The 26,746-nt window shown below is 68.6% G+C and carries 30 protein-coding genes; 18 read left to right on the top strand and 12 right to left on the bottom strand.

The window, feature by feature from the left end; translation table 11 throughout:
- The first annotated feature begins 60 nt into the window (after positions 1–60).
- The 9 genes from hemL to EV137_RS30695 all read left to right on the top strand — a co-directional run bounded on the left by hemL (position 61) and on the right by EV137_RS30695 (position 8,606).
- The gene (gene hemL, locus EV137_RS30735; RefSeq protein WP_134131689.1) at positions 61–1,395 is read left to right on the top strand and encodes a glutamate-1-semialdehyde 2,1-aminomutase; all 1,335 of its coding nucleotides are present in this window, start codon (positions 61–63) and stop codon (positions 1,393–1,395) included.
- 37 nt (positions 1,396–1,432) lie between these two features.
- Positions 1,433–2,056, top strand: coding sequence for a histidine phosphatase family protein (locus EV137_RS30730; RefSeq protein ID WP_238175711.1), 624 nt, complete (start codon positions 1,433–1,435; stop codon positions 2,054–2,056).
- A complete protein-coding gene (locus EV137_RS30725) occupies positions 2,056–2,616 on the top strand; it encodes a TlpA family protein disulfide reductase (RefSeq protein ID WP_134131688.1) in 561 nt (186 codons plus the stop codon). The genes EV137_RS30730 and EV137_RS30725 overlap by 1 nt, the downstream gene beginning before the upstream one ends.
- 4 nt (positions 2,617–2,620) lie before the next feature.
- Positions 2,621–3,364 carry a cytochrome c biogenesis CcdA family protein gene (locus EV137_RS30720; RefSeq protein ID WP_133789617.1) on the top strand — a complete coding sequence of 248 codons (744 nt, stop codon included), beginning with the start codon at positions 2,621–2,623 and terminating at the stop codon, positions 3,362–3,364.
- Positions 3,364–4,950, top strand: coding sequence for a cytochrome c biogenesis protein ResB (resB, locus tag EV137_RS30715; RefSeq protein WP_134131687.1), 1,587 nt, complete (start codon positions 3,364–3,366; stop codon positions 4,948–4,950). Before EV137_RS30720 ends, resB begins: the two co-directional genes overlap by 1 nt.
- Complete coding sequence (ccsB, locus tag EV137_RS30710) at positions 4,947–5,957, top strand: c-type cytochrome biogenesis protein CcsB (RefSeq protein ID WP_134131686.1); 1,011 nt, start codon at positions 4,947–4,949, stop codon at positions 5,955–5,957. Before resB ends, ccsB begins: the two co-directional genes overlap by 4 nt.
- Position 5,958: 1 nt before the next feature.
- Positions 5,959–6,210, top strand: coding sequence for a DUF4229 domain-containing protein (locus tag EV137_RS30705; protein ID WP_133789614.1), 252 nt, complete (start codon positions 5,959–5,961; stop codon positions 6,208–6,210).
- Between the two features lie 173 nt (positions 6,211–6,383).
- Positions 6,384–6,986, top strand: coding sequence for a TetR-like C-terminal domain-containing protein (locus EV137_RS30700; protein ID WP_238175651.1), 603 nt, complete (start codon positions 6,384–6,386; stop codon positions 6,984–6,986).
- A 60-nt stretch (positions 6,987–7,046) separates the two neighbouring features.
- Positions 7,047–8,606 (top strand): MFS transporter, encoded by a 1,560-nt coding sequence (locus tag EV137_RS30695; RefSeq protein ID WP_134008010.1) that lies wholly within the window; start codon positions 7,047–7,049, stop codon positions 8,604–8,606.
- A 60-nt stretch (positions 8,607–8,666) separates the two neighbouring features.
- On the opposite strand, the gene EV137_RS30690 is transcribed toward EV137_RS30695, so the two are convergent.
- From EV137_RS30690 to EV137_RS30675, 4 genes are read right to left on the bottom strand one after another with little or no spacing between them, the layout of a single operon-like run.
- Positions 8,667–9,149, bottom strand: coding sequence for a GNAT family N-acetyltransferase (locus EV137_RS30690; RefSeq protein ID WP_134008011.1), 483 nt, complete (start codon positions 9,147–9,149; stop codon positions 8,667–8,669).
- Positions 9,149–10,168, bottom strand: coding sequence for a M48 family metallopeptidase (locus EV137_RS30685; RefSeq protein ID WP_134008013.1), 1,020 nt, complete (start codon positions 10,166–10,168; stop codon positions 9,149–9,151). The genes EV137_RS30690 and EV137_RS30685 overlap by 1 nt, the downstream gene beginning before the upstream one ends.
- Before the next feature lie 34 nt (positions 10,169–10,202).
- Entirely contained in the window at positions 10,203–10,514 is a 312-nt protein-coding gene (locus EV137_RS30680; RefSeq protein WP_134131685.1) for a hypothetical protein, read from the bottom strand.
- Positions 10,511–10,876, bottom strand: coding sequence for a hypothetical protein (locus EV137_RS30675; RefSeq protein WP_134131684.1), 366 nt, complete (start codon positions 10,874–10,876; stop codon positions 10,511–10,513). The genes EV137_RS30680 and EV137_RS30675 overlap by 4 nt, the downstream gene beginning before the upstream one ends.
- Before the next feature lie 82 nt (positions 10,877–10,958).
- On the opposite strand from EV137_RS30675, the gene cds1 reads away from it, so the two are divergent.
- The gene (gene cds1 / locus EV137_RS30670; protein ID WP_134131683.1) at positions 10,959–12,077 is read left to right on the top strand and encodes an L-cysteine desulfhydrase Cds1; all 1,119 of its coding nucleotides are present in this window, start codon (positions 10,959–10,961) and stop codon (positions 12,075–12,077) included.
- A gap of 80 nt (positions 12,078–12,157) precedes the next feature.
- On the opposite strand, the gene EV137_RS30665 is transcribed toward cds1, so the two are convergent.
- Positions 12,158–13,132, bottom strand: coding sequence for an NADPH:quinone oxidoreductase family protein (locus EV137_RS30665; RefSeq protein WP_134131682.1), 975 nt, complete (start codon positions 13,130–13,132; stop codon positions 12,158–12,160).
- Between the two features lie 111 nt (positions 13,133–13,243).
- Here EV137_RS30665 and EV137_RS30660 point away from each other — a divergent pair, with 111 nt between their 5' ends.
- Genes EV137_RS30660 through EV137_RS30650 form a run of 3 tightly spaced genes read left to right on the top strand, consistent with a single transcriptional unit; the run spans position 13,244 to position 14,552 of the window.
- Positions 13,244–13,849, top strand: a complete 606-nt coding sequence (locus tag EV137_RS30660) for a TetR/AcrR family transcriptional regulator (RefSeq protein ID WP_134008023.1) — start codon at positions 13,244–13,246, stop codon at positions 13,847–13,849.
- A gap of 52 nt (positions 13,850–13,901) precedes the next feature.
- The gene (locus tag EV137_RS30655) at positions 13,902–14,081 is read left to right on the top strand and encodes a hypothetical protein (protein ID WP_134131681.1); all 180 of its coding nucleotides are present in this window, start codon (positions 13,902–13,904) and stop codon (positions 14,079–14,081) included.
- Between the two features lie 42 nt (positions 14,082–14,123).
- Entirely contained in the window at positions 14,124–14,552 is a 429-nt protein-coding gene (locus EV137_RS30650; RefSeq protein ID WP_134131680.1) for a DUF3237 domain-containing protein, read from the top strand.
- A 27-nt stretch (positions 14,553–14,579) separates the two neighbouring features.
- Here the strand turns inward: EV137_RS30650 and EV137_RS30645 are convergent, their stop codons facing one another.
- Complete coding sequence (locus EV137_RS30645; protein WP_134131679.1) at positions 14,580–15,452, bottom strand: 1,4-dihydroxy-2-naphthoate polyprenyltransferase; 873 nt, start codon at positions 15,450–15,452, stop codon at positions 14,580–14,582.
- A 62-nt stretch (positions 15,453–15,514) separates the two neighbouring features.
- Here EV137_RS30645 and menE point away from each other — a divergent pair, with 62 nt between their 5' ends.
- From menE to menD, 3 genes are read left to right on the top strand one after another with little or no spacing between them, the layout of a single operon-like run.
- Entirely contained in the window at positions 15,515–16,606 is a 1,092-nt protein-coding gene (menE, locus tag EV137_RS30640; RefSeq protein WP_134131678.1) for an o-succinylbenzoate--CoA ligase, read from the top strand.
- Positions 16,603–17,529: an o-succinylbenzoate synthase gene (locus EV137_RS30635; RefSeq protein WP_238175650.1), complete on the top strand. Its 927-nt coding sequence runs from the start codon at positions 16,603–16,605 to the stop codon at positions 17,527–17,529. The genes menE and EV137_RS30635 overlap by 4 nt, the downstream gene beginning before the upstream one ends.
- Entirely contained in the window at positions 17,526–19,166 is a 1,641-nt protein-coding gene (gene menD / locus EV137_RS30630) for a 2-succinyl-5-enolpyruvyl-6-hydroxy-3-cyclohexene-1-carboxylic-acid synthase (RefSeq protein WP_134008035.1), read from the top strand. Before EV137_RS30635 ends, menD begins: the two co-directional genes overlap by 4 nt.
- A gap of 5 nt (positions 19,167–19,171) precedes the next feature.
- Here menD and mptB read toward each other — a convergent pair whose 3' ends face one another.
- From mptB to EV137_RS30610, 4 genes are all read right to left on the bottom strand, one after another.
- Positions 19,172–20,575: a polyprenol phosphomannose-dependent alpha 1,6 mannosyltransferase MptB gene (mptB, locus tag EV137_RS30625; RefSeq protein WP_134131676.1), complete on the bottom strand. Its 1,404-nt coding sequence runs from the start codon at positions 20,573–20,575 to the stop codon at positions 19,172–19,174.
- A 40-nt stretch (positions 20,576–20,615) separates the two neighbouring features.
- Positions 20,616–21,380 (bottom strand): ABC transporter permease, encoded by a 765-nt coding sequence (locus EV137_RS30620; protein ID WP_134008039.1) that lies wholly within the window; start codon positions 21,378–21,380, stop codon positions 20,616–20,618.
- On the bottom strand, positions 21,377–22,366 hold the full coding sequence (locus tag EV137_RS30615) for an ABC transporter ATP-binding protein (protein WP_134008041.1): 990 nt from the start codon (positions 22,364–22,366) through the stop codon (positions 21,377–21,379). Before EV137_RS30615 ends, EV137_RS30620 begins: the two co-directional genes overlap by 4 nt.
- A gap of 160 nt (positions 22,367–22,526) precedes the next feature.
- Positions 22,527–23,156, bottom strand: a complete 630-nt coding sequence (locus tag EV137_RS30610) for a PadR family transcriptional regulator (protein ID WP_134131675.1) — start codon at positions 23,154–23,156, stop codon at positions 22,527–22,529.
- Between the two features lie 56 nt (positions 23,157–23,212).
- On the opposite strand from EV137_RS30610, the gene EV137_RS30605 reads away from it, so the two are divergent.
- Positions 23,213–24,034, top strand: coding sequence for a GNAT family N-acetyltransferase (locus EV137_RS30605; RefSeq protein ID WP_134131674.1), 822 nt, complete (start codon positions 23,213–23,215; stop codon positions 24,032–24,034).
- Here EV137_RS30605 and EV137_RS30600 read toward each other — a convergent pair.
- Both EV137_RS30600 and EV137_RS30595 read right to left on the bottom strand, forming a co-directional pair.
- On the bottom strand, positions 24,027–24,641 hold the full coding sequence (locus tag EV137_RS30600) for an MBL fold metallo-hydrolase (protein WP_134131673.1): 615 nt from the start codon (positions 24,639–24,641) through the stop codon (positions 24,027–24,029). The genes EV137_RS30605 and EV137_RS30600 overlap by 8 nt on opposite strands.
- Positions 24,642–24,643: 2 nt before the next feature.
- Positions 24,644–25,924 carry an isochorismate synthase gene (locus EV137_RS30595; protein ID WP_134131672.1) on the bottom strand — a complete coding sequence of 427 codons (1,281 nt, stop codon included), beginning with the start codon at positions 25,922–25,924 and terminating at the stop codon, positions 24,644–24,646.
- Between the two features lie 59 nt (positions 25,925–25,983).
- On the opposite strand from EV137_RS30595, the gene EV137_RS30590 reads away from it, so the two are divergent.
- Entirely contained in the window at positions 25,984–26,682 is a 699-nt protein-coding gene (locus EV137_RS30590) for a demethylmenaquinone methyltransferase (protein ID WP_134008050.1), read from the top strand.
- The last annotated feature ends 64 nt before the right edge of the window (positions 26,683–26,746 follow it).

Raw genomic sequence — 26,746 nt, 5'->3', positions numbered from 1 at the left:
GGATCAGGACCTGAAATTCGCCCTCCCCTGCCGATCAGGGTGCCGGACCGGCGAGGGAGAATGGCCGTCGTGCCCGCACACACTGAACATTCCGCCGAACTCTTCGCCCGAGCCTCCACGGTGACCCCGGGTGGGGTCAACTCTCCGGTCCGCGCCTTCCGCGCCGTCGGCGGCGTACCGCGTTTCATGGCTTCCGGTGACGGATGTCACATGACCGACGTCGACGGCAACCGCTATCTCGACCTGGTCAGTTCCTGGGGCCCGCTGCTGCTCGGCCACGCCCATCCCGAGGTGATCGCCGCCGTCCAGGCTGCCGTCGGCCGCGGTACGTCGTACGGGACGCCGACCGAGACCGAGGTCCTGCTCGGCGAGGAGATCGTCGCGCGGACACCGGTGGACAAGGTCCGGCTGGTGTCGTCCGGGACCGAGGCGACGATGTCCGCGCTCCGGCTCGCCCGCGGGTTCACCGGGCGCGCCAAGATCGTGAAGTTCGCCGGGTGCTACCACGGCCATGTGGACGCACTGCTGGCCCAGGCCGGTTCCGGCGTCCTCACGCTGGGCATCCCCGGTACGCCGGGAGTCACCGAGGCCACCACCGCGGACACGATCGTGCTGCCGTACAACGACCAGGCCGCGGTCGCCGCCGCGTTCGCGCAGTACGGCGACCAGATCGCGGCCGTGATCACCGAGGCGTCGCCCGGCAACATGGGCGTCGTTCCGCCGCGGGACGACTTCAACGCGTTCCTCGCCCGGACCTGCACGGAAAACGGTGCACTTTTCATTTCCGACGAGGTCATGACCGGCTTCCGGATCACCCGCTCGGGCTGGTACGGCGTCGACGGCGTCCGGCCGGACCTGATGACCTTCGGCAAGGTGATGGGCGGCGGCTTCCCGGCCGCGGCGTTCGGCGGCCGCGCCGATGTCATGTCGCACCTCGCGCCGGAGGGCTCGGTCTACCAGGCCGGGACGCTGTCCGGGAACCCGATCGCCACGACCGCCGGCCTGACCACGCTGCGGCTGGCCACCGACGAGGTCTACGCCAAGCTCGACGAGACCTCGCTCACCATCCAGCGCCTGGTGTCGACCGCGCTGGACAAGGAAGGTGTGCCGCACGTCATCTCGGCGGCCGGGAACCTCTTCAGCGTCTTCTTCGTGGAGTCCTCGGAGGGACCTGCCGAGATCCGGGACTTCGCCGGAGCCAACGCCCAGGTGCTGCCCCGGTTCAAGGCGTTCTTCCATGCCATGCTGGACGCCGGTGTCTACCTGCCACCGAGCGCGTTCGAGGCCTGGTTCGTCAGCGCGGCGATCGACGACGACGCGCTGGCCGAGCTCGAGGCTGCTCTGGCTCCGGCAGCCCGCGCGGCGGCCACGGTGGCGACGCAAGTACAGAACTGAAGGGACAGCGGTGACCGAAACGACGGTCGTGCACCTGATGCGTCACGGCGAGGTGCACAACCCGACCGGCGTGCTCTACGGCCGGATCCCCGACTTCCACCTGTCCGAGCTCGGCCGCGCGATGGCCGACCGGGTGGCCGAGCACGTCAAGGGCCGCGACATCGTGCACCTGGTCAGCTCGCCGCTGGAGCGGGCCCAGGAGACGATGGAGCCGATCGCCAAGGTGTTCGGCCTCACGCCGGACATCGACGAGCGGGTGATCGAGGCGGCGAACCTGTTCGAGGGCAAGAAGTTCGGCGTCGGCGACGGCGCACTGAAGAACCCGAGCGCCTGGTGGCTGCTGCGGAACCCGTGGAAACCGTCCTGGGGTGAGCCGTACCAGCAGCTCGTCCGCCGGATGCGGGACGCGATCGAGACCGCCCGGCAGAAGGCCGCCGGGCACGAGGCCCTGATCGTGTCGCACCAGCTGCCGATCTGGATCGTCCGGTCCGCGATCGAGGGCCGCCGGATGTTCCACGACCCGCGCAGGCGCCAGTGCAGCCTGGCCAGCCTGACCTCGTTCACCTTCCACGGCGAGCAGATCGTCTCGGTCGGCTACTCGGAACCCGCGAAGGATCTGTTGCCGGTCAAGAACCCGAAGAAGTTCGTCGGAGGGGCGTGATGCGTCGTACGGCGTTGCTGGTTGCCGGAGTGCTCCTCGTCGCGGGGTGCAGCTCCGGCCAGCAGGCGGCGCAGAACCGCCAGGGTCAGTCGGGGTTCGTCAGCGGCAACGGCAACGTGTCGACGTTCGCGGCCGGCGATCGGAAGGCGGCGCCGGAGCTCACCGGGAAGACGCTCGACGGTAAGACCTGGACGCTGTCCGAGCAGACCGGCAAGGTCGTCGTACTGAACGTGTGGGGTTCGTGGTGCCCGCCGTGCCGCAAGGAAGCGCCCGAGCTGGTCGCGGCGTCGAAGGAACTCGGGTCCGGAGTGCAGTTCATCGGACTGAACACGCGCGACCTCGACCCGGCGCCGGCGAAGAAGTTCGTGCAGGAGTTCGGCGTCCCGTTCCCGAGCATCTACGACCCGAACGGCAAGGCGCTGCTGCGGTTCCGCGGCCAGATCTCCCCGAAGGCCATCCCGACCACGCTGGTGATCGACAAGGACGGCAAGGTCGCGGGACGCGTCGTCGGCGAAGTCACGAAGCAGACGCTGCTCGGAATGGTCAAGGACGCCGGTTGAGCTGATGGGACAGTGGTTCGCCGACTCGATGACGGGTTCGATGCTGGTCGCACTGCCGATCGCGGTGCTGGCCGGTGCGATCTCGTTCTTCTCGCCGTGCGTGGTACCACTGCTGCCCGGCTACCTGTCCTACGTCACCGGCCTGTCCGCGGCCGAGCTCGGCTCGGACAAGCGCGGCCGGATGCTGGCCGGTACGGCGTTGTTCGTCGCCGGGTTCTCGGCGGTGTTCATCCTCACCGGCGTGGTGTTCGGCAAGGCGGGCGACCTGCTGATCGACCACCAGACGACGATCACGAGGGTCCTCGGCGGCCTGACCGTCGTACTGGGTCTCGTCTTTCTCGGCGGGTTCGGGTTCCTGCAGAAGGATCTGCGGGTGCACCGGGTCCCGGCGGTCGGGATCGCGGCGGCGCCGCTGCTCGGCGTACTGTTCGGATTCGGGTGGACGCCGTGTATCGGGCCGACGCTCGGGACCGTGATGACGCTGGCCACCACCGAGGGCAGCACCGGGCGCGGGGCGACGCTGGCGCTGGTGTTCAGCCTCGGGCTGGGGATTCCGTTCATCGTGGCGGCGCTGGCGTTCCGGCGGATGCTGTCCGCGGTGGCGTGGGTCCGCAAGCATCAGCTGCTGGTGATCAGGATCGGCGGCGTACTGATGATCGCGGTGGGACTGCTGCTGCTGACGGGAGTGTGGGATGCGATGACCGCGGACCTGCGGCAGTGGGTCGCCAACTTCGGATCGGCGGTCTGATGACTGAAATCAAGGATCGGATCGCCGCGGCGTCGGGCCCGGAGGAACCGTCCGGACCGCCCGCGCTCGGCCTGGTCGGCTGGCTGCGCTGGACCTGGCGGCAGCTGACGTCGATGAAGACCGCGCTGGTGCTGCTGTTCCTGCTGGCGCTCGGCGCGGTGCCGGGATCGCTCGTCCCGCAGACGCCGATCGACCCGATCAAGGTCTCGGACTTCCTCGCCGCGCACAAGACCCTCGGGCCGCTCTACGACAAGCTCGGGCTGTTCGACGTCTACAAGTCCGCGTGGTTCTCGGCGATCTACCTGTTGCTGTTCATCTCGCTGATCGGCTGCGTCGTACCGCGGTTGTCCGTGTACGTGAAGGGGTTGCGGGCCAGGCCGCCGAAGCCGCCGCGGAACCTGAACCGGCTGCCCGGGTACCAGCGCTTCGAGCTCGCCGAGGCCGGCGACGTCATCGAGGTCGCGACCCGCGAGCTCCGGAAACGCCGCTTCCGGGTGCAGTCGTACGACGGAGCTGTCGGCGCGGAGCGTGGATACCTGCGCGAGGCCGGCAACCTGCTCTTTCACTTCTCGCTGATCCTGGCGCTGGTCGGGGTCGCCTGGGGTTCGCTGTTCGGCTACCGCGGCACCGTGCTGGTTGTCGTGGGCAACGGTTTCTCCAACTCGGTCGCGCAGTACGACGACTTCACGCCGGGACGCGCGTTCAGCGGTGACGACGACCTGCCGCCGTTCTCGCTGACCGTGAAGGACTTCGAGGCGAAGTTCCAGGAGGACGGTCCGCAGAAGGGCGCGGCGCGGGAGTTCAAGGCGCAGCTGGATTACCAGCAGACGCCGGATGCGCCGGAGAAGTCGTACCTGCTCGAGGTCAACCACCCGCTGAAGCTGGACGGGAGCAGCGTCTACCTGCTCGGCCACGGATACGCACCCCGGGTCACCGTGAAGGACGGGCAGGGAAATGTCGCGTTTTCCGGCCCGGCGCCGTTCCTGCCGCAGGACAGCAACTTCTCGTCGTTCGGGGTGATCAAGGCGCCGGATGCGCGACCGGAGACGCTCGGGTTCGAAGGCTTCTTCCTGCCGACCGCGTACATCGGTCCGAACGGACCTGTGTCGGTGTTTCCCGATGATCTGAACCCGGAGTTGGTGATGACCGGGTACTACGGCCGGCCGCGGCCGGAGACCGGGAAGCCGGAGTCGGTGTACCAGCTGGACAAGTCGAAGCTGACGCAGTTCCAGCAGAACGGCGACAAGTGGCGGCTCCAGCTCGCGCCGGGGCAGAGCGCCCAGTTGCCGGACAAGGCCGGGTCGATCACGTTCGACGGCTACAGCCGTTGGGTGAAGCTGCAGATCAGCCATACTCCGGGCACGGGCCTTGCGCTGGCGGGCATCTCGCTGGCGATCCTCGGCCTGATGGGTTCGCTGTTCGTGCATCCGCGCCGTACCTGGGTGCGGGTCCGCGAAGAGGACGGGCGTACCGTTGTCGAGGTCGCCGGTCTGGACCGCGGCCCCGAGCGCGGCCTCGGTGACGAGATCCAGGCCATCACCACAGCTTTGAAACCCGCCAGCTCGAGCACCCAGGAGCAGCCATGAGCCCGGAGGCCTACGCGCAAGTCTCCAACTTGCTGATTCCGACGGCCACGGTGATCTACGCCCTCGCGATGGTTTCCCATGCGATGGAGTGGGCCCTCGGTCGTGCCGCGGTCGCGAAGTCCGCCGCGGTCAAGGAGGAGGTGCTGGTCGCCTCCGACGGCGCAGCGGTCTCCGGGGACCCCACCGACGTACCTGATGTTCCTGCTGTTGATGTTCCTGCTGTTGAGGAGCCGGCGTCGAGTGAGCGGCTTGATGCGGCCAGCCGGATCGGGTTGCTGCTGACCTGGTTGGCCTTCGTGCTGCACCTGGGCGGTGTGGTGACGCGTGGACTCGCGGCCGGGCGCGTGCCGTGGGGGAACATGTACGAGTTCTCCATCACGGCGTCGCTCGCGGTGGCGATCGTGTACCTGATCTTCGTGCAGCGCTACAAGCTGCAGTACCTCGGGCTCGGCGTGACGTTCGTGGTCGCCGCCGTCCTCGGTCTGGCCGCGCTGGCGCTCTACACGCCGGCCGGTCCGCTGGTTCCGGCGCTGCACTCGTACTGGCTGGTGATCCACGTGTCCGCGGCCGCGATCTCCGGTGGTGCGTTCACCGTCGGCGGCCTGGTCTCGGTGCTGTACCTGGTCAAGGCCCGCGCCGAACGCCGTGTGTTGGCCGGCGGCACGATGGCGGCATCGCTGCGCCGGCTTCCGAGCGCGGAGGCGATGGACGGTACGGCGTACAAGGTGCTGGCGTTCGCGTTCCCGCTGTGGACGTTCGGGGTGCTGGTGGCCGGGCCGATCTGGGCCGAGCATGCCTGGGGCCGGTACTGGGGCTGGGACCCCAAGGAGGTCTGGTCGCTGGTGACCTGGGTGGTGTACGCCGCCTACCTGCACGCCCGCGCGACCGCCGGCTGGCGGGGCAGCGGAGCCGCGAAGATCGCGATCGTCGGCTGGTTCGTCTTCATCTTCAACTTCGTCGGGGTGAACCTGCTGGTCTCCGGCCTGCACTCCTACGCCGGGGTCTGACATGAAGGAGTTCGGGATCTACACCGGCCTGCGGGCGGCCCTGTTCGCCGTCTGCCTGGCGGTGCTCTGGATCGCGCTGCGCACCTGGCTGTCGATCTGGCCGATCGCCCTGCTGGCCCTGATCGTCTCGTCGATCCTGTCGATCTTCGTCCTCCGCGCCGCCCGCGACCGCCTGGCCGGCAAGATCGAGACCCGCGCCGCCAAGATCTCCACCCGACTCGAACAGGCCCGCTCCGCCGAGGACGACGAGTAAGTCCTGTCTGATCCCGCCGTACCAGTAGTCGACTGGTACGGAGAGTGATCTATGCCATCAGCGAATTCCCGGCAAAATCGTTTGTGCACTCCTTCACATGAGTCGTATCGTGATGGATGAAACGGAACCGTTTCGTTCTATCCGTGGTGTTTTAGCTACTCAGGGTGATGATCGTGGAGGCAGCAGGCGTGCGGCAGCGGCCGCGGGTCGAGGGTGGGCGTGAGGACGAGATCCTCGACGCGACCGTGGCGGTCGTGGCCGAGCTCGGCTACGACCGGCTGACCATGGACGCGGTGGCGACGGCGGCGAAGGCCAGCAAGGCCACGCTCTACCGGCGCTGGTCCACCAAGGCCGAGCTGGTCGTGGACGCGATCAGCCGGGCGAAGGGCTGTCCGATGCCGGAGGACGTCGACACCGGCAGCCTCCGCGGCGACATGATCTCGATGGCGTGCGGTGACGGTGGCTTCACCGACGAGATGCCGATGTCGGTGATCGCCGGCCTGATCACCGCCCTGCATCGTGACGCCGACCTGCAGAAGGCGTTTCGTGAGCGGTTCCTGGCGCCGCGGCTGGAACTGACCCGCAAGGTGTTCGAACGGGCTGTCGAGCGGGGTGAGATCGGTGCCGACGTCGACATCGAGCTGCTCTCGACGACGCTGCCCGCCGTCATCGTCCACCACGCCTATGTCCTCGGCATCGAGCCGACCGACGAACTGATCCTCCGAGTCATCGACAACGTGATCCTGCCTGCGGCGCGGGGGTCGCAGGTGAGCTGACCGGTGAGGGGCCGGTCCGCGATTCAACCAGGCAAGTCTGCCCAAGAGGGGAAATATTCCATGTCCGAAGAAGTCATCGACGCCGATCCGCCCCAGCGGCGGCCGGTCGACGCTGAGACCGTGGCCGGCGCGCACGGCCACCGCAACCTCGGTATCGCGCTCGCGCTGATCTGCATGGCGCAGTTGATGGTGGTGCTGGACGGCACCATCGTGAACATCGCGCTGCCGCACATCAAGGACGCGCTCGGGTTCACCGACGCCTCGCTGCCGTGGGTGGTCAACGCCTACGCGCTGGCGTTCGGCGGCCTGCTGCTGCTCGGCGGCCGGATCGGGGACATCCTCGGCCGCCGTAAGGTGTTCATCGTCGGCGTCGTGCTGTTCGGCCTGGCGTCGTTCGTCGGCGGTATCGCCCAGAGTGAAGGCGTGCTGCTGGCCAGCCGGATCCTGCAGGGCATCGCGGCCGCCGCGGCCTCGCCGAACGCACTGGCACTCATCACCACGACGTTCCCGGCCGGCAAGGAGCGCAACCGCGCGATGGCCGTGTACGCCGCGATGTCCGGCGCCGGCGCGGCTGTCGGTCTGATCCTGGGTGGCGCGCTGACCGAGGCGTCCTGGCGCTGGACCTTCTTCATCAACACGCCGATCGGCCTGATCGTGGCGGTGCTGGCGTTCCGGTTCCTGGGCGAGTCGGCCCGGCAGACCGGCAAGTTCGACCTCCCGGGTGCGATCACCGGCACCGTCGGTCTGACCTCGCTGGTCTACGGTCTGACCCACGCCGCCACCGACGGCTGGGGCGACACCTGGACGCTGATCTTCATCCTCGGCGGCCTGGCGCTGATCGGGACCTTCCTCGCGATCGAGGCCCGCTCGCGGCACGCGCTGATGCCGTTCCGGATCCTCGCGAACCGGACCCGCGGCGTGAGCTTCTTCGTGATGCTCATCGTCGGTGCGGCGATGTTCTCGATGTTCTACTTCCTGGGCATCTTCGTGCAGAGCATCATGGGCTACAGCGCGATCAAGACCGGCCTGTCGTTCCTGCCGTTCAGCTTCGGCATCGTGGTCGCCGCGCAAGTCGCGTCGGCGCTCGTGGCCCGGGTCGACCCGCGGTGGATCTCGGGTGCCGGTGGGGTGTTCGTGGCGGCCGGTATGTTCGGGTTCAGCCGGCTCGAGATCGACTCGACGTACCTGACCCACCTGCTGCCGTACATCCTGGTGCTCTCGTTCGGTATGGGCCTGATCTTCGTCCCGCTCACGCTGACCGCGGTCAGCGGGGTCGCGAACGAGGACTCCGGCGTCGGTTCCGCCGTACTGAACACGGTGCAGCAGATCGGTGGCGCGGTCGGCCTGGCGTTGCTCGGCACGATCTCCACCAACGCGATCAAGGACAAGTTCGCCGAGCTGGCCCCGGGCCTGCAGAAGGCGGCCGAGTCCGGGCAGTCGCCGGAGCAGATCAAGCAGCTGCAGGGGCAGTTCACGGCGCTCGCCACGACGCACGGGTTCACCCGGGCGTTCATCTGGTCGGCGTTCCTGGCGCTGGGTGCGGCCCTGATCACGCTGGTCGGCCTGTCGATCAAGCACAAGGACCTGGCCAACGACGGCCAGCCCGTCCACATGGGCTGATCGCCGCAGTACTCGAAGGGCCCGCTTCCCGGGAGGGGGGAAGCGGGCCCTTCGTCTTGGCTACAGCTGTTTGCGCATCACGAGTTCGCGACGTACGCCGTCCGGCATCAGGTCGCCGGGCTCGTCGGTGTCGACGTACCCGTGGCGCAGGTACAGGTTGTGCGCCGGGTCGTTGCCCGGGACAACTGACAGCTGCAGCGTGCCGGCGCCGATGCCGCGGGCCCAGTCCTCGATCGCGGTCATCAGCGCGTTGCCGACGCCCTTGCCGCGGCCGGCGGGCGCAACCCACATCGAGACGAGCTCGGCCGTCTGCGGTTCCTCGCCACGGAAGCCGCCGGCCATACCTACCGGCGTACCGTCGATCGAGGCGATCACCTGATAGGCGCCGGGTACGGACAGCCGTTCCCGCCAGCGTTCCTCCGGAGCGTCGACCCAGTCCGCGAGCTGCGACCCGAACGCGAACGGCGCTTCCTCCAGTGCGGCCAGCCGAAGCTCCCGCCAGGCTTTCCAGTCATCCGGACCAACGGTGTTCAGCTCGACCATCAGGTCCTCGGCGGGAACTTCGAGGAGACCCAGTCGCGGACGCCGCCGAGGCCGTCGCCGAGGTCGCGGAGGAACTTGGCCAGCGGGTCCTGCGAGCGGTTGAACGCGTCGGAGTACGACTTGGCGGCGTTCTTCGCCTCCTGCGAGATCGACGCGTCGCCGTCGTCCTGACGCTTCGGGTAATCACCGGAGACGATCGTCGTGTACTCGCCCTCGTCGACCCAGCGCCGCAGCTCGTGCGCGCGGATCACGGCCAGTGGGTGCGACTGCGCCTCGAGCAGCAGCAGCTTCAGCACGCTGTCGCGCAGGTCGCCGGCGCTCTCGTACTCCGTTCCTTGCGCAAGGAACGCGGTGGTGTCGAGTTCGTTCAGCTGACCGCCGCTGGCGAGCTTCATCTGGACGCGCAGCGCGACCGCCGGGTCCTGGACCGCGAGCAGGCCGGCCCGGTCACCGGACAGCTCCGCCTTGCGGGACCACTCGTGCAGTGCGGCGATGATCGCGCGCAGCCCGAGCGCGCCGATCGGCATCCAGCCGATGGCGCCGGTGAGGCGCATCAGCCAGAGCAAGAGCGACTGGTAGAGGGCGTGCCCGCTCTGCGCGTGGCCGAGCTCGTGACCGAGGACGAACCGCAGCTCCTCCTCGTCCAGGCCCTGCAGCAGGGCGCTGTTCACCACGATGAACGGCTTGTCCATGCCGATCGTGACCGCGTTCCAGATCGGGCTGTTGGTGACGTACAGCTCGGGGAGCTGGCGGACGTCGAGGGTCGAGCCCGCCTCGGTGAACAGCCGGTTCACGGTCGGGAACTGCCGCTCGTCGACCCGGATCGCCGAGCCGAGGTACTGCAGGCGGAACGCGCGCTCGTTGATCAGGCCCGACATCTTCCGCAGGACGTAGTCGAACCCCTTCAGCTGCCGCAGCGCCACCAGCGCACCACGGTCCGCGGGGTGTTCCCAGGCCCGCGAGCTGATATCGGTCAACGTCACCCGCTGCCGCGTCGGCCGATCACTGTTCTCGGTCATCGTTCCCCCAACCCGTTCGTCATGGGTTCCCAACCTAGCTCGCGTTCGGGGTCCAGCGGGGGTTGAGCACGGCGGCCAGCAACAACGTGGGAATCCATCCGATCGGTACGGCGAACCAGCCGAGGCCCTGTCCCGCCGCCAGTGCGGTCGTTGCGACGGAGAGCGCCGTACCGCCGAACCAGTACCAGAGGGCGTTCGCGGCCGGTCGTGTCGTGCCGCGGCGGTAGCCGACCCAGGCGAGCGTGAGGGTGGCCGGCAGCGCCAGTGCGATCGACCCGAAGGCGAGGATCGCGAGGATCAGCGCGACCTCGGCGGGGGAGAAGTGGATGGCGCCGAGCGGGATCATCGAGGCCACCCGGCGTACTGCTGCGCGTGCAGCTGTTGCTGTGGGTACGGCGGCTGCCCGATGTTCGGGTGATGCAGGATGCGTGCCCGGCGCTCGCGGGGGAGGAGGAACCAGGCCAGCGACCAGAGCACTGCGCAGTCCAGGACCGTCATGAGCCATCCGAGGTGTAGCAAGAGGCAGACGGCCATGATTGCGGCCGACAGCGCGATGCTCCAGGTGAGGTGCCACACGCCGTTCCAGAACCGATGGCGTTCGGCGCGCAGCCAGCCGACCACCGCGAGCGGACCGCTCGTCATGAGGGCACCAGTCCCCACGAGAGCGGCGACGGCCAGCGCGGCGTACCAGTCAGGAATGACGTTCATGAGACTGATCCTCGCCGCCGGGACGGGTGGTTGCGGAGCGTAGGAATACTCAAATCGCGCCGTACGTCCTAGCCTGGCCCGCATGAGTGAGGTTGACGGGGTGTGCCGTGAGGTCGATCGCCGGGACGAGAAGGCGCGCGCCTGGGTGTCCGAGGCGATCCGTATCGTGGACGCCGACGCGAACCGGAGCGCGGACACGCATCTGCATGTGTTCCCGATGCCGGAGGGTTCGGGTGTGGACCTGTACCTCAAGGACGAGTCCGTGCACCCCACCGGCTCGCTCAAGCACCGGCTCGCCCGGTCCCTGTTCCTGTACGCCCTGTGCAACGGCTGGATCCACGAGGGCACCACGGTCATCGAGGCGTCCAGCGGCTCCACCGCGGTCAGCGAGGCGTACTTCGCCCGCCTGCTCGGGCTGCCGTTCATCGCGGTGATGCCGGCGTCGACCAGCCCGGAGAAGATCGAGCTGATCGAGTTCTACGGCGGCCGCTGCCACTTCGTCGAGCGCTCCGGCCAGATCTACGGCGAGGCCAAGCGCCTGGCCGACGAGACCGGCGGCCACTACATGGACCAGTTCACGTACGCCGAACGCGCGACGGACTGGCGCGGCAACAACAACATCGCCGAGTCGATCTTCGGTCAGCTCTCGCTGGAACAGCACCCGATCCCGACCTGGGTCGTCGTCGGCGCCGGGACCGGCGGTACGTCGGCCACCATCGGGCGCTATGTCCGCTACCAGCGGTACGACACGTCGGTCGCCGTGGTGGACCCGGAGAACTCGGCGTTCTTCCCGGCCTTCGAAGCCGGCGACCACGAGTTCTCCACCGGTCGCCCGTCCCGCATCGAAGGCATCGGCCGCCCACGCGTCGAGCCGTCCTTCGTGCTCGGCGTCGTCGACCGGATGATCTCGGTCCCCGACGCCGCCTCGATCGCCGCGATGCGCTTCTGCTCCCGCGTCACCGGCCGCCTCGTCGGCGGCTCCACCGGCACCAATCTCTGGGGCTCACTACGCCTGGCCGCCGAAATGCGCCGTACGGGGGCCCGCGGCAGCATCGTCACCCTGCTGTGCGACAGCGGCGAACGCTACGGCAACACCTACTACGACGACGCCTGGCTCCGCACCAGCGGCATCGACATCACCCCCTACACCACCACCCTCGAAACCTTCGCCACCACCGGCCACTGGACCGAACCCGCCTAACCGCCCGCGTCCTGACCAGCTGCACAGCGGACGCGGCAACGGTTAACCCCTCGTGGTCGCCAGCGCGGAGCCGGAGCATTTCACAGCAGTAGTGCGAGTTTGCCGATAGTGGCTCGGGATTCGAGTTCTGTGAGTACTTTCGGGCCGTCGGCGAGCTCGTACGTCGTGGGCTCGGCGGGGCCGAGTACTCCGGTCGCGAGGAGGCGGAACAGTTCGCCCATGATCTCGCCGTACAGCTGTGGCGTGGTCTGGATCAGGATGCCGATGTTCAGGCCGATGAGCTGGACCTGGTGTTTGTAGACGAGGTCCCAGTTGCTGAGTGCGGCCTCGCCGGCGGGTAGGCCGAAGACGACTACTCGGCCGGTGACGCGTTTTGTGGCGGACAGGCTCGCGTCGAGAGTCGGGCCGCCGACCGACTCGAGCGTCAGGTCGACGCCGACGCCATCGGTCAGCCGTAGTACTTCGGCGGCGAGATCGGCACTGCGGGAGCTCAGGACATGGTCGGCGCCCAGCCCGCGCACCACCTCGTGCTTCTCAGGTGAGGCGGTCGCGATCACCGTCGCGCCGTAGTGCTTCGCCATCTTCACCGCGGCCTGCCCGGTCCCGCCGGCTGCGGCGTGGATCAGTACGGTCTGTCCGGCGCCCAGCCCGCCGAGCCGGAGCGCGGCCAAGGCAGTCGGCCAGCTCACAACCAGACCCAGCGCCTGCTCGTCGTCCCAGCCAGCCGGCACCGGGAGGGCCGCGACCGCCGGGAGCACCAGGTATTCCGCGAACGCCCCGCCCCGGATGCTGACACCGACCACGTGAGTGCCGAGTTCCAGCTCCACTCCTTCGCCGACAGCCGTCACTTCACCGGCGGCTTCGATGCCGGCCACGTACGGCGGTTGCGGGCCGCCCGCGAAGGTTCCGCGAGCCTGCGAGATGTCGACGAAGTTGAGGCCGGCGGCAACGACCCGGATCAGCACCTCGCCCGGGCCGGTGACCGGAATCGGTGCATCGGTGACCAGCCGGAGGTCCGCCGGCCCGTTCAAGGACGTCTGCTGCAACGCACGCATCGCGGTCGCTCCTATTTATTGGTCGAATGATCAACAAATGGTGGCACCGCCGGATCCAGGGGTCAAGATAAACTTGATCGATCGACCAAGAATTCTTTCGGAGGGACCCACATGGCCACTCGTGGCAGACCGCGGACGTTCGACCCGGACGTCGCCCTGCGCCAGGCCCTCGACGTCTTCTGGGAACGCGGCTACGAAGGCACCTCGCTGAACGACCTGGCCCAGGCCATGGGGATCAAGTCCGCCAGCATCTACGCCTGCTTCGGCAGCAAGGAAAGCCTGTTCCGGCAGGTCATGGGCCTGTACGGCGCAACAGCCGGCGAACCGCCCCGCCGCGCGCTCCGCGAAGGACCGACGGCTCGGGAGGCGATCCACGCGATGTTGCAGGCAACCGCCGACCAGATCACCCATCCCGAGCACCCGCACTACTGCATGCTGATCCTGGCCGCCCCCACGGGAGCTACGGAAAATCACGCAGTACGAGAGTTCCTGGCTGCCGGCCGCCAAGGTCAGTACGCCGAGATCAAGGACCGCCTGTCCCGCGGCGTGACCGACGGCGATCTGCTCGCGCCACCGGTCGGCCTGGACGCGATGGCCAGGTACTACGCCACCGTCGTCCAAGGCCTCTCGATCCAAGCCCGCGACGGCGCCACCCGAGCCGAACTCGAAACCGTCATCACCTGCGCCATGGCCGCCTGGCAAACCCTCGCCCCATGACCCGCGTCCTGCTCACCGGCATGTCCGGCACCGGCACGTTCTCATCGAGCGCTTGAGCCGGCGTACCGGCAACCCGTACGGCCGAACCGCGGAGCAACAGGCCGAGATCGCGAACTACGTCCGAGCGGTCGAGCCATTGCTGCGACGAGGTGCGACTCTGGAGTTGGACGGCGAACAACCGGTCGGCGCACTCGCCGACGCCATCGAACAGCTCATCGCAGGCATCAGCTGACCGAGGGGGACCGCCGTCAGGAACCTGGCTGGGAGGCGGACCATGAGGCTCGACCATCTCTGTGACGTCGAGTGGCGCTACGACCTACTGCAGTCGGTCGAGCCCTCGGAGGCAGGCGACGGTTTGCTGTACGGGCAGGGGACCGCGGCTTTCATCGGTCGGCTGAGCGGTACGGCTCGATGGTCGAACAACCCCAGAATCCAGGACGGGTACGCCCATCCCGACGCCCGCGGAACGGTTGACGTCGGCGACGGCGGCTTCGTGCTGTTCCGCCTCACAGGCCTGTCGAACCTCGCCGACGGCTCGGGCCTGCATGTTCTGACCTTTGTGACGGATCACGAACCCCACCGGTGGCTCAACCATGCCCTCGCCATCGGCGAGGGAGCCGTCGACGTCGAGCGCGCGGCCCTGTCGATGCGGTACTACACCTGCGAGGTTGACTTCCGCCCGCAGGTTCCCAGCGATGCCTGACTGCGGGATCCGGCGCTTGGGGAGGACCTAGCTGCCTAGGGCGAGTCCCAGTCCGAGGCCGATGGCGTAGAGGAGTTCGGTGAGGCCGGTGAGCTTCAGGACGGGGATGAGGGCGGGGCCTACTGCGTCGCTGAGGATGATGCGGGTGGACTTCACGGCCAGGGGGAGGGCGATGAAGGCCAGGAGGGTCCACGGGGTGGCGATGACCGAGATCGCCGCGAGGACGAAGGCCACGGCGATCAGGGCGGCGTAGAAGCGGCGGGAGAGGGCCGCGCCCAACACCACAGCCAGCGTGCGCTTTCCGGTGACCGAGTCGGTCGGGATGTCGCGGAGGTTGTTGGCGACCAGGAGAGCGCAGGCGATCGCGCCGACCGAGACAGCGCCGGCGACGGCCGACCAGTGCAGCCTTTCCGCTTGGGCGTACGTCGTACCGAGGACGGCGACCAGGCCGAAGAAGAGGAACACGCTGACTTCACCGAGCGCTCGGTAGCCGTAAGGCTTCTTGCCGCCCGTGTAGAACCAAGCACCGAGCAACGACGCGGCCCCGGCGACGAGCAGCCACCACGTGGTCGTTGCGCACAGCACGATGCCCAGCGCAGCGCCGATGCCGAGGCAGGTGAAGGCCGCGGTCTTGACGGCCCGTGGAGTGGCGACCTTCGAGCCGACCAGGCGGAGTGGGCCGACCCGGTTCTCGTCGGTGCCGCGGATGCCGTCGCTGTAGTCGTTGGCGTAGTTGACGCCGATCTGCAGGGCCAGCGCAACGCCCAGGGCGAGCAGCGCCTTCCACCAGACGAAGCCGTCCAGGTACGCGGCCGCGCCGGTTCCGACCAGAACGGGGGAGATCGCGGCGGGCAGGGTTCGCGGGCGGGCGCCTTCGATCCACTGGGCAGGGGTGGCCATGACCATCGATTGTGTCAGCCGGGAGCCGGCCGTCCGGAGGCGGGCCGTACGCTCGGTGTGTCATGTCTAGGTTGCGACTGGTTCCGGGGACGCCGGACGGGGTGTTGGCGGCGCTCGCCGGGGTGCTGGACGGCAGCGGTACGCCGTTCGCACCGGTGCCGAGCGACCCGGCCGCGGCCGCACGGGTACACGATGCGGCCAAGCCGGATGAGCCGCTCGAGGACGGCTGTGCGGTGGTCCTGACCACCTCCGGGTCCTCCGGTGAGCCGAAGGGTGTGCTGCTGTCACGGGAGGCGCTGATCGCGTCGGCGACCGCCACGCACGACCGACTCGGCGGTCCGGGGCAGTGGCTGCTCCCGATGAAGCCGTACTTCGTCGGCGGCCTGCAGATCCTCACGCGCTCGCTGGTCGCCGGTACGACGCCTGTGCTGCTCGACGACAACTTCACCGCGGCGGCGCGTCAGTTGACCGGTGTACGCCGGTACACCGCGATGGTGCCGACGCAGCTGGCCCGTTATCTCGAGACGGATCTGGATGCGCTGCGGTCGTTCGACGCGATCATCATCGGCGGCGCGTCCACACCTGAGCCGTTGAAGGCCAAGGCAGCGGAGGCCGGCGTCAATGCGATCCCGGCGTACGGGATGACCGAGACCGGCAGCGGGTGTGTTTACGCCGGGGTGCCGCTGGACGGTACGTCGATCGACCTGGACGACGGACGCATCCTCATCAAGGGGAGCACGCTGTTCGATGGGTACAGGCTGCGGCCGGACCTCACCGCCGAAGTACTGCAGGACGGGTGGTTCCGTACGCAGGATCGCGGTGAGCTCGTGGACGGGCGGCTGCGCGTGATCGGTCGCGTGGACGACGTGGTGATCTCCGGCGGAGTGAATGTCACGCTGACGACCGTGCAGGCGCGGCTGCTCGAGCATCCGAAGCTCGCGGACGCTGTAGTACTTGGAGTTCCGGACGCTGAGTGGGGGACGCGGGTGGTGGCGTTCGTAGTAGGTGACCCGACGCGCGACGAGCTCAGGGACTGGGTCAGTCAAACCTTGCCGCGGACATGGGCCCCGCGAGACGTCGTACAGCTGCAGGCGTTGCCGATGCTTGCCTCGGGCAAGGTGGACCGGCAGCGGTTGCTGGAGGGCGTGCGGTGATCACGTACTCGATCGGCCTCAAGAACAAGTTCCGTGGCATCACAGTGCGCGAGGGAATGCTGTACGAAGGCCCCGCGGGCTGGGCGGAGTGGAGCCCGTTCCTGGACTACGACGACGCCACCTGTGTGTCCTGGCTGCGTGCGGCCCGGGAGGCGGCCGAGGAGGGCTGGCCGGCACCGGTCCGCGACCGCGTGCCCGTCAACTGCACAGTGCCGGCCGTTGGACCCGAGAGAGCTGCGGAGATCGTCAGAGCGTCCGGCTGCAGTACGGCGAAGGTGAAGGTAGCCGAGCCGGGTCAGACGCTCGCCGACGACCTGGAGCGTGTCGAGGCGGTGCGGGACGCGATCGGCGGCGGACAGGTGCGCATCGACGCCAACGGGCTGTGGTCAGTGGACCAGGCCGTGCAGAACCTGAAGCAGTTACAGCGGTTCGACCTGGAGTACGTCGAGCAGCCGTGCGCGACCGTGGAGGAGCTGGCCGACGTACGGCGACGTACCGACGTACCTGTTGCGGCTGACGAGTCGATCCGCCGGGCCGAGGACCCGCTGCGGGTCAAGAAACTCGACGCCGCGGACATCGCCGTGCTGAAGGTGCAGCCGATCGGAGGCGTCCGCGCGTGTCTGGAGATCGCTGAGCAGATCGGACTGCCCGTAGTGGTGTCGTCTGCACTAGAGACCTCGGTAGGCATCGCTGCCGGCGTCGCGCTCGCCGCTGCGCTTCCGGAGCTGCCCTACGCCTGCGGTCTCGCCACGGTCTCGATGTTCACCCAAGAGGTGGTCGCCGAGCCGCTGCTGCCGACCAACGGGTTCCTGCCGGTCCGAAGCGTCGTACCGGATCCCCTGCTGCTGGAAGCCGCGCGTGCGGACGCGGACCGGACAAAGGTGTGGGAAGAACGCCTGTCCCGAGTAAGGAGCGCCGGATGAACCCGTCCACGGCTTTTGCGACTGTAGTGGTCGACGAACTGATCCGCTGCGGTGTACGTGAGGCCGTGGTGTCGCCGGGCTCCCGCAGCGCCCCACTGGCCCTGGCACTTGCGGCCGCCGACCGTGACGGGCGGCTCCGACTGCATGTGCGCATTGACGAGCGTACGGCGGGATTCCTGGCCATCGGCCTGATGCGGGGGAGCGGCCTACCAGTACCCGTGGTGACTACCTCAGGTACTGCGGTAGCGAACCTGCACCCGGCTGTGCTCGAGGCATCGCACAGCGGGCTCCCGCTGATCGTGCTGAGCGCAGACCGGCCACCTGCCCTGAGAGGCAGCGGTGCGAACCAGACCACCGACCAGATCAAGGTGTTCGGCTCTGCGGTCCGCCTGTTCCACGAAATGGGTACGCCGGTCCGTGAGATCGGCCAGGTCGCGTACTGGCGCTCGCAGGTGGCCAGAGCCGTGGCTACGGCAGTAGGTGCCCGCACCGCCGACCCGGGTCCGGTGCAGCTCAACTGTCCGTTCTCGGAGCCGCTGATCCCGACAGAGGGACCAGAGTGGCCTGAGCCGCTGAGCGGACGCAGCACCGGCCCGTGGACCTCGATTCACGCAGCAGCGGGCCGTCCAGCCGCTGTGTCGCCCGGACCGAAGACGGTGGTCGTCGCCGGCGACGGTGCGTCGCAGTCCGCGCGGTTGGCGGCGGAGGCCGGGCAGTGGCCGTTGTTCGCGGAGCCGTCGAGCCGGGCACGGACCGGTCCGTCGGTCATCTCGGCGTACCGGTTGTTGCTGCAGGCAAACACGTTGGCGGGCGAGATCGAGCGGGTGCTGGTGTTCGGGCATCCGACGCTGTCCCGCCCGATCTCGAAGCTGCTGGCCCGGCCCGACGTCGAGGTTGTCGTGATCTCGCCGATCGGACTGTGGCCTGACCCGGCCCGGCGTGCCGCCTCCGTCGTCACCGCGCTCGAGGTCACCGGTGCCGACCAGACCGACTGGCTCGCCAGATGGCAGCACGCCGACCAGCTCGCCCGCCCGGAGCTCGACAAGGTCCTCGCGGACGGCTTGAGCGGGCCACGCGTCGCTGCCCTCGTCGGCGAGGCCGTCGGCGCGGACGGCATGCTCGTCGTCGCCTCGTCGAACCCGATCCGCGACCTCGACCTCGCCCCGATCGTCCCGATCCGCACGATCGCGAACCGCGGCCTGGCCGGTATCGACGGCACGATCTCGACCGCGATCGGCGCCGCTCTCGCGAACGCCGGCCCGACGCACGCGCTGATCGGCGATCTCGCCTTCCTGCACGACAGCAACGGGCTCGTCATCGGGCCGGACGAGGCGCGCCCCGACCTGCGGATCGTGGTCGTGAACGACAACGGCGGCGGGATCTTCTCCACGCTCGAGCAGGGCGATCCTACGCACGCGACGCACTTCGAGCGCGTCTTCGGTACGCCGCACAACGTGGACATCGGCGCACTGTGCGCGGCCAGCGGTACGGCGTACACGCTGGTGCAGACCGTCGACGAGTTGCGGGCCGCGCTGACGCCCGCGGTCGCCGGCCTGGACGTGGTCGAGGTGCGGATCTCCCGGGACGACCACCGGCCGCTCGGCGCGGCGATGGTCGCGGCGCTCAAGCAGCTGTAAGGCGCTCAAGCAGCTGTAGCGGGGACCTTCCGCGCCGGCTGCAGCGTCCGCAAGTGGCTGAGCAACGGCACTGCCATCGCGATCACCAGTGCGGTCGTCGTGAGGATCGGGATCGTCGCGCCGCGCAGAGACGAGTTGAGCGGAGCGGCGATCGTGAAGATCAGGCTGACCGCGGTCATGATCGTAGTCAGCCGCCGTCCGGGGCGTGCGACGGCCAGGAACGGCAGGCACCAGAGGAAGTACCAGTCGTGCGCGCTCGGTCCGAGTACGACGACCGCGAGTAGTGCGACGCCGACAGCCCTTGCCGCGTAGTGGATCGACGACCGGAGGCTGAGCCACGCGATCAGAGCGAGTGCGGCGACCATGCCGACCAGGCGGACAATCTGTAGCGCTTGTGCGGCCGCAGTGTCCTCTCCGAGCCAGCCCAGTACGCCGGACGCCGCCATACCGATCAGGTTGGCGATGGAAAAGGGTGAACGGACCAGCCCGGGTACGTCGAGCGCACCGAGCCACCCGGAGCCCACACCGGTCAGTGCACCGATGGTGACGAGGGTCAGTACAGACGCAGCGCCCGCAATCACCAGGCTGGCGAACCGATGCAGCCGTCCGGCCAGTGGGCTCATCACTGCGGCGATCGCGATCACCACCAGTCCGCCCGGGAGCTTCACTGCGGCAGCCACACCGGCCACGACTGCCGCCGTACCCCAGCGACCAGTCAGTGCCAGTGCGAACGCGCTGCTGGCCAGCCCGAGCATCAGTACGTCGTTGTGGGCCGCGCCGATGCCGTGGGTGATCAGCATGGGATTCAGCACGACCAGCCAGGTGGCGAAAGCCGGGTCGACGCGACATGCGATCGCCAAGCGCGGCACTGCCCAGGCGATGAGGACTATGCCCAGTACGGCGAGGAGGCGGTGCGCCAGCATCAGCACGTACGGGTCCATGGTGAGGTGGGCGACCAGACCGCCGTACGCGAGTGGCAGGGGCCCGTACGGTGCAGGTGTCTGCATCCACATCGGGTCGACGGCCTCGATGATGTGGCCGGACAGTGCGCCGGGACCCACGTCGTACGGGTTGTAGCCCTCGGCGACGAGTGCGCCCTGAGCCGCGTAGCTCCAGGCGTCGCGGCTGAACAGTGGCGGGGCCAGCAGGAGCGGTGCGCTCCAGCACCCCGCCATACGGAGCAGTGGGAGGCGTTCGCGGGCTATGACGCGCCTGCCCACGGTCAGCCAGGCCCAGGCCATCAGCCCGAGCCCAGCGACCATGAACGTCAGCCCGACCATCCGGCCAAGCAGGGAGTGCCGTAGCGGGATCGGAGCGACCCAGGACGACGCCGGTACCACTGACGTCACCAGACTCGCCGCAGCGACTACAACAGCGCCGACGACCCCACAGACCACCGGCGAACGCATGGCCGGACGGTAGCCCGGCCATACGACGACACGATGAACATCAAGCGGATTCCTTGCGGAACGTTCTTGCTCCGACAGCCAGTCCGATGACGGTCAGCAGGACCACCCAGAACAGGCCCCAGAGCGACGACGAGCTGCTGATGTCGCCGCGGAACAGGGCGCGTACGCCGTTCACCACGTGCTTCAGTGGGCTGATGTCGGACAGCCGCTGCAGCCACGTCGGACCGATCTGCATCGGCAGGAGGATGCCGGACAGCAGCAGGAGCGGCATGGCGATGCCGTTCAGCAGCGGGGCCAGTGCGTCCTCGCTCTTGGTGATGAGCGCGACGGAGTACGACAGCGAGGCGAACGTGGCGCCGAGGAGCGCGACGATCACCAGCGAGAGCAGTACACCGGCCCACGGGGCACGCAGACCCAACGGCAGTGCTGCGAGCAGCAGGAGGATCGACTGGACCACGAGCACGACGACGTCCCGCAGTACTCGCCCTGCCATCAGCGCGATCCGGGAGGCCGGGGTGACGCGGTCGGCCTCGATCACGCCGGCCCGGTACTCCGCGATCAGGCCGAAGCCCACGAACATCGCGCCGAACATGCCGAGCTGCACGATCAGGCCGGGAATGAAGACCTGGTAGGCGTTCGTGGTGGCGCCCTGGCTGATCTGCGCGGTGATCGGCTTGAGCAGCGGGCCGAACAGGAACAGGTACATCAGCGGCTGGCTCAGCATCAGGATCGACCACATCGGGTTCCGCAGCGACAGCCGCATCTGACGATGGAAAACGATCCAGGTCTCACGGAGGACGTTCACGCCGCGGCCTCCTTCTTCTCTTCGGTGGGGTTGGCGTCCTCGTCGCGGAGGGAGCGGCCGGTCATGGTCAGGAACACGTCGTCGAGCGTCGGCCGATGGACCTCGACGCCGTGCAACTCGATGCCTTGGGCATCGATCGAGCGGAGCAGGGTGGGCAGCACCGACCCGCCGCGGGGGATCCGGAACCCGACCACGTCGTCCTCGGTCCCGACCTCGACCGCTCCCTCGAGCTCGCGGACGATCTTCATCACCGCCGGCGCCTGCGCGGTGTCCGCGATCGTCAGCCGGACGGCGTCCCCGGAGACCTGCTGCTTCAGGTTCTCCGGCGTACCCGAGGCGACGATCTTGCCGTGGTCGATGACCAGGATCCGGTCGCAGAGCGCGTCCGCCTCGTCCAGGTAGTGCGTGGTCAGGAAGATCGTCGCGCCGCGGTCGCGGAGGCCGCGGATGTGCTCCCAGAGGTTGGCGCGCGCCTGCGGGTCGAGGCCGGTGGTCGGCTCGTCCAGGAAGATCAGCTTCGGGTCGTGGATCAGGCCCATCACGATGTCGAGGCGCCGGCGCTGCCCGCCGGAGAGCGTCTTGCACTGGCGGCGCCAGAGGCCGGGGAGGTCGAGCTCCTCGAACAGGCGCTGTCCCTCCGCGATCGCCTTCGCCTTCGGTACGCCGTACAGCCGGGCGTGATCGACGACCTCGTCACCGGCGATCGCCTCGGGCAAGGTGGATCCGCTCTGCGGGACGTACCCGATGCGGCGGCGGACGCCCACCGGGTCCTTCGCGAGGTCACATCCGGCGACCGTCGCGGTCCCCGCCGTCGGCTGGATCAGCGTCGCCAGCATCCGCATCGTCGTGGTCTTACCGGCCCCGTTCGGCCCCAGAAAACCGACGATCTCCCCGTCGGCCACCTCGAGGTCAACCCCCTGTACCGCCTGTACAGGTCCTCGCTTCGTCTTGAACGTCCGCACCAGCCCGCGAGCTTCGATCATCATGCGGCCCAGTCTGACTAATCAACATTGACTAGTCAATCTTGACTACCGCCCCACCAACCCCAACTTTGAGAAGCCACCGACCGTTTCGGGGCCGCGAAAATGGTTGGTGGCTTCTCAAAGTTGGGCGCGGGAGCGGGGGAGCGCCGGGCGGGGGTGGGGGTTAGGAGGTGGGGGCGTCGGGGATTTCGCCCCAGTGGGTGACCATGCCGGGGTAGGGCTCCCAGTCGGCCGGTTCGCCGGCGAAGGCGTACGCGCCGTTGCGGATCCGGTCCAGGAAGTCGCGGGTCCACTGGAGCTCGCCGGCGTCGCGTGCCTTCGTGATGCGGAACATCTCGACGACGTGGTTCGGCGTACCGGGGTCTTCCTGGATCTGGCGTTCGGCGAACGGTTCGGACTTGAGCCAGGCCTCCAGTTGCGCGATCCGGGCCTCGAGGGCGGCGATCACCTCGTCGCGGCGCAGCGACCACAGGAAGCTGAGCGTGGCCTGCATCTTGTCGGGGTGGAACCCGTCGACGGTCCACAGCATGCCGCGCAGCAGCGAGAAGTACTCCGTCTCGCCGTCCGCGGTCAGCTTGTACGACGTACGCCCGGGGCGATGGGCACCGTCCTGCTCGAGTTCCTGGAGGTACCCGTGCTTCGCGAGCGTGCGCAGCCCTGTGTAGATCGAGCCGGGGTTGATGTTCGCCCACGCCTCCACGTTCCACGTCAGCAACTCACGCCGCAGTTGGTACCCGTACGCCGGCTGGAAGATCCGCACGACGCCGAGCAGCAACAACCGCGTGGTGGACATGCCCGCAGTGTAAATCCGGGCGACCGGTCCGGTGCTGCGGGCGTACGCTCCCGGACATGGATGTTCGTGTGACCAGCGATCCACAGGCCTTCGAGCAGACCGTGTTTCCTTTTCTGCAACGGGATCCGGTGCTGAACAACCTGGTCATGACGGTCGTCCACGAGCGGGCGACCGGCCGGATGAGGGAGACCGAGCCGTCGTACTACGTCTCCGTCCACGACCCGGACGTGGTCGGCGTCGCGATGCGTACGCCGGGGCGGTACGTGTATCTCGGCGCGCTGCGCGAAGATCTCGCGGAGCCGGTCGCCGACGCGCTCGCCGACGTACTGCCGCGGGTCCCCGGCGTCGCGGGGGATCGACCTGTCGTGACGAGGTTCGGCGAACGGTGGGGTGCGCACCGCGGTGGGCGGGCGACGGTTGTGCGTGGCACTCGGTTGCACAAGCTGATCGAGCTCACGCCGCTCGAAGCCGACGCCGGCGAGGCGCGGTTGATGGCGGCGGACGAGGTCGACCTGGTCGCCGCGTGGGGCAAGGACGGGTTCGCCGAAGAACTGACCATCGGACACCGTGAGTGGGCCGAACGGCACCTGGAGCACGAGAGCATGCTGATCTGGGAGGCCGACGGCGAACCGGTCAGCATGGTCGGCTTCCACCAGCCGGTCTTCGGCGTCTGCCGGGTCGGTCCGGTCTACACACCCCCGGAGCGGCGGCGGCACGGCTACGCCGGCGCGTTGACCAGTCACGTGACGGCAATGATTCTTGCCAACGGCAACCAGGCCTGCCTGTTCACCGACCTGTCGAACCCGACCTCCAACAAGATCTACCACCAGGCGGGATACCGCCCGGTGGCCGACTTCGTCGAGGCAGAGTTCAGCTGATCTCGAGGGATTGACCGGGGGTCAGGCCGTGGTACGGACGGCCGCCGGCCTCACCGATCCAGCGTTGCATCATGCCGAGGCCGATGTCGCTCAGCAGGGCGTTGTGGATGCCGACCGTCTGCTCGGCCTTGACCGAGCGCGCGTACTCGACCGCCGGCGCCACCGAGAACCACGGGCCGGAGATCGGCACCAGGTTGGTGTGCACCTCGCGGTCCGGCTGGGTGAACGAGTCGCCCGGGTGGTAGACCGCGTCGTCGACCAGGTAGCCGATGTTCTCGCACGGTACGCCGAGCTCGGGCAGGATCACCGCGTGATCCTTGCCGTAGGCACGGACCGCGAAACCGGCCGCGTCGAACGACTGACCGTCCGAGACGACCGTGACCCGCTCGTCGTTCAGCTCGGCCGCGACACCGGCGGTGGTGAAGACCGGCACCTGCAGCCCGCGCAGCCGTTCGACGTCGACGTGGTCGGGGTGCTCGTGCGTGATCAGCACCGCATCCGCCTTCTCGAAGGCCGCGTCCTCGGCGAACGTGCCCGGGTCGATCAGCAGGACCTTCCCGTCCTTCTCCAAGCGAACACAGGCGTGCGCGAACTTCGTCAGCTTCACAGTCAGTCTCCCAATGCGTCTCTCATCGGCACCAGCTTGGCGTTCGTCTCGGCAAGTTCGGCGTCCGGGTCGGAGCCCGCCACGATGCCGGCGCCGGCGAACAGCCGCATCCGGCGTGGCTCCTCCGGGTCGGCCTGGCCGCAGCGCAGCGCGATGCACCACTCGCCGTCGCCGACCGCGTCCATCCACCCGACCGGTCCGCTGAACCGGCCGCGCCGCATGCCCTCGATCTCACCGATCAGGTCCCGCGCGACCGGTGTCGGCGTACCGCAGACGGCCGCGGACGGGTGCAAGGCGGCGGCGAGGCCGAGCGCGGACGCCCCGTTGTTCGCGACGCCGGCGACATCGGTCGCCAGGTGCATCACGTTCGGCAGATGCAGGACGAACGGGGTCTCCGGCACGTTCATCGACGTACAGTGCGGCTCCAGCGCCTCGGCGACCGAGCGGACCGCGAACTCGTGCTCCTCGAGATCCTTCGACGACCGGGCCAGCGACGCGGCCAACGCCAGGTCGTGCGCGTCGTCGCCGGTACGGCGGATGGTCCCGGCCAGCACGCGGGACGTGATCAGGCCCTTCTCCCGGCGTACCAGCAGCTCCGGGGTGGCGCCGATCAGGCCGTCGACGGAGAACGTCCAGCAGTTCGGGTACGCCGTCGCGAGCCGGTGCAGCGGCCAGCGCAGATCGATCGGCTGCTCGGCGATCGCGATCAGGTCGCGGGCCAGCACCACCTTCTCGAGCTCGCCGGCGGTGATCCGGCGGACCGCGTCGGCGACGATGGCCGACCAGTCCGTCCCGGTCCGGGCGCCGTCCGCGAACGCCACGTCGTACACCGGCGACGGCTCGTGGACTACCAGCTCGGGCGGGGCGCCCAGCGAGCTGGCCGGCGAGATCGTGGTCACCCAGGTGGTGTCGCCGCGGCGGCCGACGATCACGTCGGGGACCACCAGCTCACCCGGGTCCTGATCGGTGAAGCCGAAGGAGCCGAAGCAGACCAGCCCGGAGCCCGGTACGCCGACCTCGTCGCGGATCACCGCGGCCGACGTCAGCTCCTGCCACCAGGTCATGGCCTCCTGGAAGCGGTTGCCACCGGCAACGTCCAGTCGGGCGGCCACGCCCCAGCCGACGTGCCCGTCGCCCCGCCGTACCCACGCGAGTCCGCCTTCGGCGGGCAGATGATCCAGCAGTTGCGCCGAGACCCCGTCCACCGACTGACTGCGAACCACCAACTGCGGTGCGGGGCCTCGGGTCGCGAGGGCCGCACGGCTCCCTGGAGATGCACTCACGAGATGCAAGCGTATGCCTCCTGTCCGGCGGACTCCCCCTCGCGTGATCAACTAGACAAGTGACCCGCGCAGACCTGACCAAACAACCACACGATGTGGCGGCCATGTTCGACAACGTGGCCGAGGGGTACGACCGGACCAACGCGGTCGCGACGATGGGGCTGGAGAAGCTGTACTGGCGGCCCGCGACGCTGGCCGCGATCGCGCCGCGGAAGGGGATGAAGATCCTCGACCTGGCGGCCGGGACCGGCGCGTCCAGCATCAACCTGCGCGAGGCCGGCGCCGAGGTGGTGTCCTGCGACTTCTCGGTCGGCATGCTCCGGGTCGGCAAGCGCCGGCACCCTGAACTGGACCTGGTCGCGGGCGACGCCTTGCGGCTGCCGTTCGCCGACGAGACGTTCGACGTGGTGACGATCTCCTGGGCGCTGCGGAACGTGAACGACGTCGGGGCCGCGCTGCAGGAGATGCTGCGGGTGACCCGCCCCGGCGGACGGCTCGTCGTACTCGAGCAGTCGCATCCGACGTGGAAGCCGTTCCGGGTCGTCTACCTGGAGTACATGATGCGGGCGGTGCCGGCGGTGGCGAAGGTGGTGTCGACCAACCCCGAGGCGTACGAGTACCTGGCGGAGTCGACGCGCGCCTGGCTGCCGCAGGAGCCGCTGGCCCGGGCGATCGAGGGCGCCGGGTGGACCCGCGTCCAGTGGCGCAACCTGACCGGCGGCCTGGTCGCCATCCACCGGGCCGTGAAGGCCAGTTAATTACGCAACGGAAATTAAGCGTAATTGGCTTGCCTGCAAGGGGGTTGGGGCGAGTTTCGTGTCC

The organism is Kribbella pratensis (assembly GCF_004366075.1).
GTDB lineage: Bacteria > Actinomycetota > Actinomycetes > Propionibacteriales > Kribbellaceae > Kribbella > Kribbella pratensis.
The sequence above is the reverse complement of the archived record's forward strand: the minus strand, read 5'-3'. Positions and strand labels throughout refer to the sequence as shown.

Coding starts and splice junctions, on each gene's coding strand:
- EV137_RS30690 (WP_134008011.1), bottom strand. CDS start 9,149: ATGGTCGAGCTGAACACCGTTGGTCCGGATGACTGGAAAGCCTGGCGG.
- EV137_RS30705 (WP_133789614.1), top strand. CDS start 5,959: ATGAAGGAGTTCGGGATCTACACCGGCCTGCGGGCGGCCCTGTTCGCC.
- EV137_RS30660 (WP_134008023.1), top strand. CDS start 13,244: ATGGCCACTCGTGGCAGACCGCGGACGTTCGACCCGGACGTCGCCCTG.
- EV137_RS30725 (WP_134131688.1), top strand. CDS start 2,056: ATGCGTCGTACGGCGTTGCTGGTTGCCGGAGTGCTCCTCGTCGCGGGG.
- mptB (WP_134131676.1), bottom strand. CDS start 20,575: ATGCGTTCGCCGGTGGTCTGTGGGGTCGTCGGCGCTGTTGTAGTCGCT.
- EV137_RS30610 (WP_134131675.1), bottom strand. CDS start 23,156: ATGTCCACCACGCGGTTGTTGCTGCTCGGCGTCGTGCGGATCTTCCAG.
- hemL (WP_134131689.1), top strand. CDS start 61: ATGGCCGTCGTGCCCGCACACACTGAACATTCCGCCGAACTCTTCGCC.
- EV137_RS30665 (WP_134131682.1), bottom strand. CDS start 13,132: ATGCGTGCGTTGCAGCAGACGTCCTTGAACGGGCCGGCGGACCTCCGG.
- resB (WP_134131687.1), top strand. CDS start 3,364: ATGACTGAAATCAAGGATCGGATCGCCGCGGCGTCGGGCCCGGAGGAA.
- EV137_RS30650 (WP_134131680.1), top strand. CDS start 14,124: ATGAGGCTCGACCATCTCTGTGACGTCGAGTGGCGCTACGACCTACTG.
- cds1 (WP_134131683.1), top strand. CDS start 10,959: ATGAGTGAGGTTGACGGGGTGTGCCGTGAGGTCGATCGCCGGGACGAG.
- menE (WP_134131678.1), top strand. CDS start 15,515: ATGTCTAGGTTGCGACTGGTTCCGGGGACGCCGGACGGGGTGTTGGCG.
- EV137_RS30605 (WP_134131674.1), top strand. CDS start 23,213: ATGGATGTTCGTGTGACCAGCGATCCACAGGCCTTCGAGCAGACCGTG.
- menD (WP_134008035.1), top strand. CDS start 17,526: ATGAACCCGTCCACGGCTTTTGCGACTGTAGTGGTCGACGAACTGATC.
- EV137_RS30680 (WP_134131685.1), bottom strand. CDS start 10,514: ATGATCCCGCTCGGCGCCATCCACTTCTCCCCCGCCGAGGTCGCGCTG.
- EV137_RS30675 (WP_134131684.1), bottom strand. CDS start 10,876: ATGAACGTCATTCCTGACTGGTACGCCGCGCTGGCCGTCGCCGCTCTC.
- ccsB (WP_134131686.1), top strand. CDS start 4,947: ATGAGCCCGGAGGCCTACGCGCAAGTCTCCAACTTGCTGATTCCGACG.
- EV137_RS30615 (WP_134008041.1), bottom strand. CDS start 22,366: ATGATGATCGAAGCTCGCGGGCTGGTGCGGACGTTCAAGACGAAGCGA.
- EV137_RS30645 (WP_134131679.1), bottom strand. CDS start 15,452: ATGGCCACCCCTGCCCAGTGGATCGAAGGCGCCCGCCCGCGAACCCTG.
- EV137_RS30685 (WP_134008013.1), bottom strand. CDS start 10,168: ATGACCGAGAACAGTGATCGGCCGACGCGGCAGCGGGTGACGTTGACC.
- EV137_RS30730 (WP_238175711.1), top strand. CDS start 1,433: ATGCGTCACGGCGAGGTGCACAACCCGACCGGCGTGCTCTACGGCCGG.
- EV137_RS30695 (WP_134008010.1), top strand. CDS start 7,047: ATGTCCGAAGAAGTCATCGACGCCGATCCGCCCCAGCGGCGGCCGGTC.
- EV137_RS30720 (WP_133789617.1), top strand. CDS start 2,621: ATGGGACAGTGGTTCGCCGACTCGATGACGGGTTCGATGCTGGTCGCA.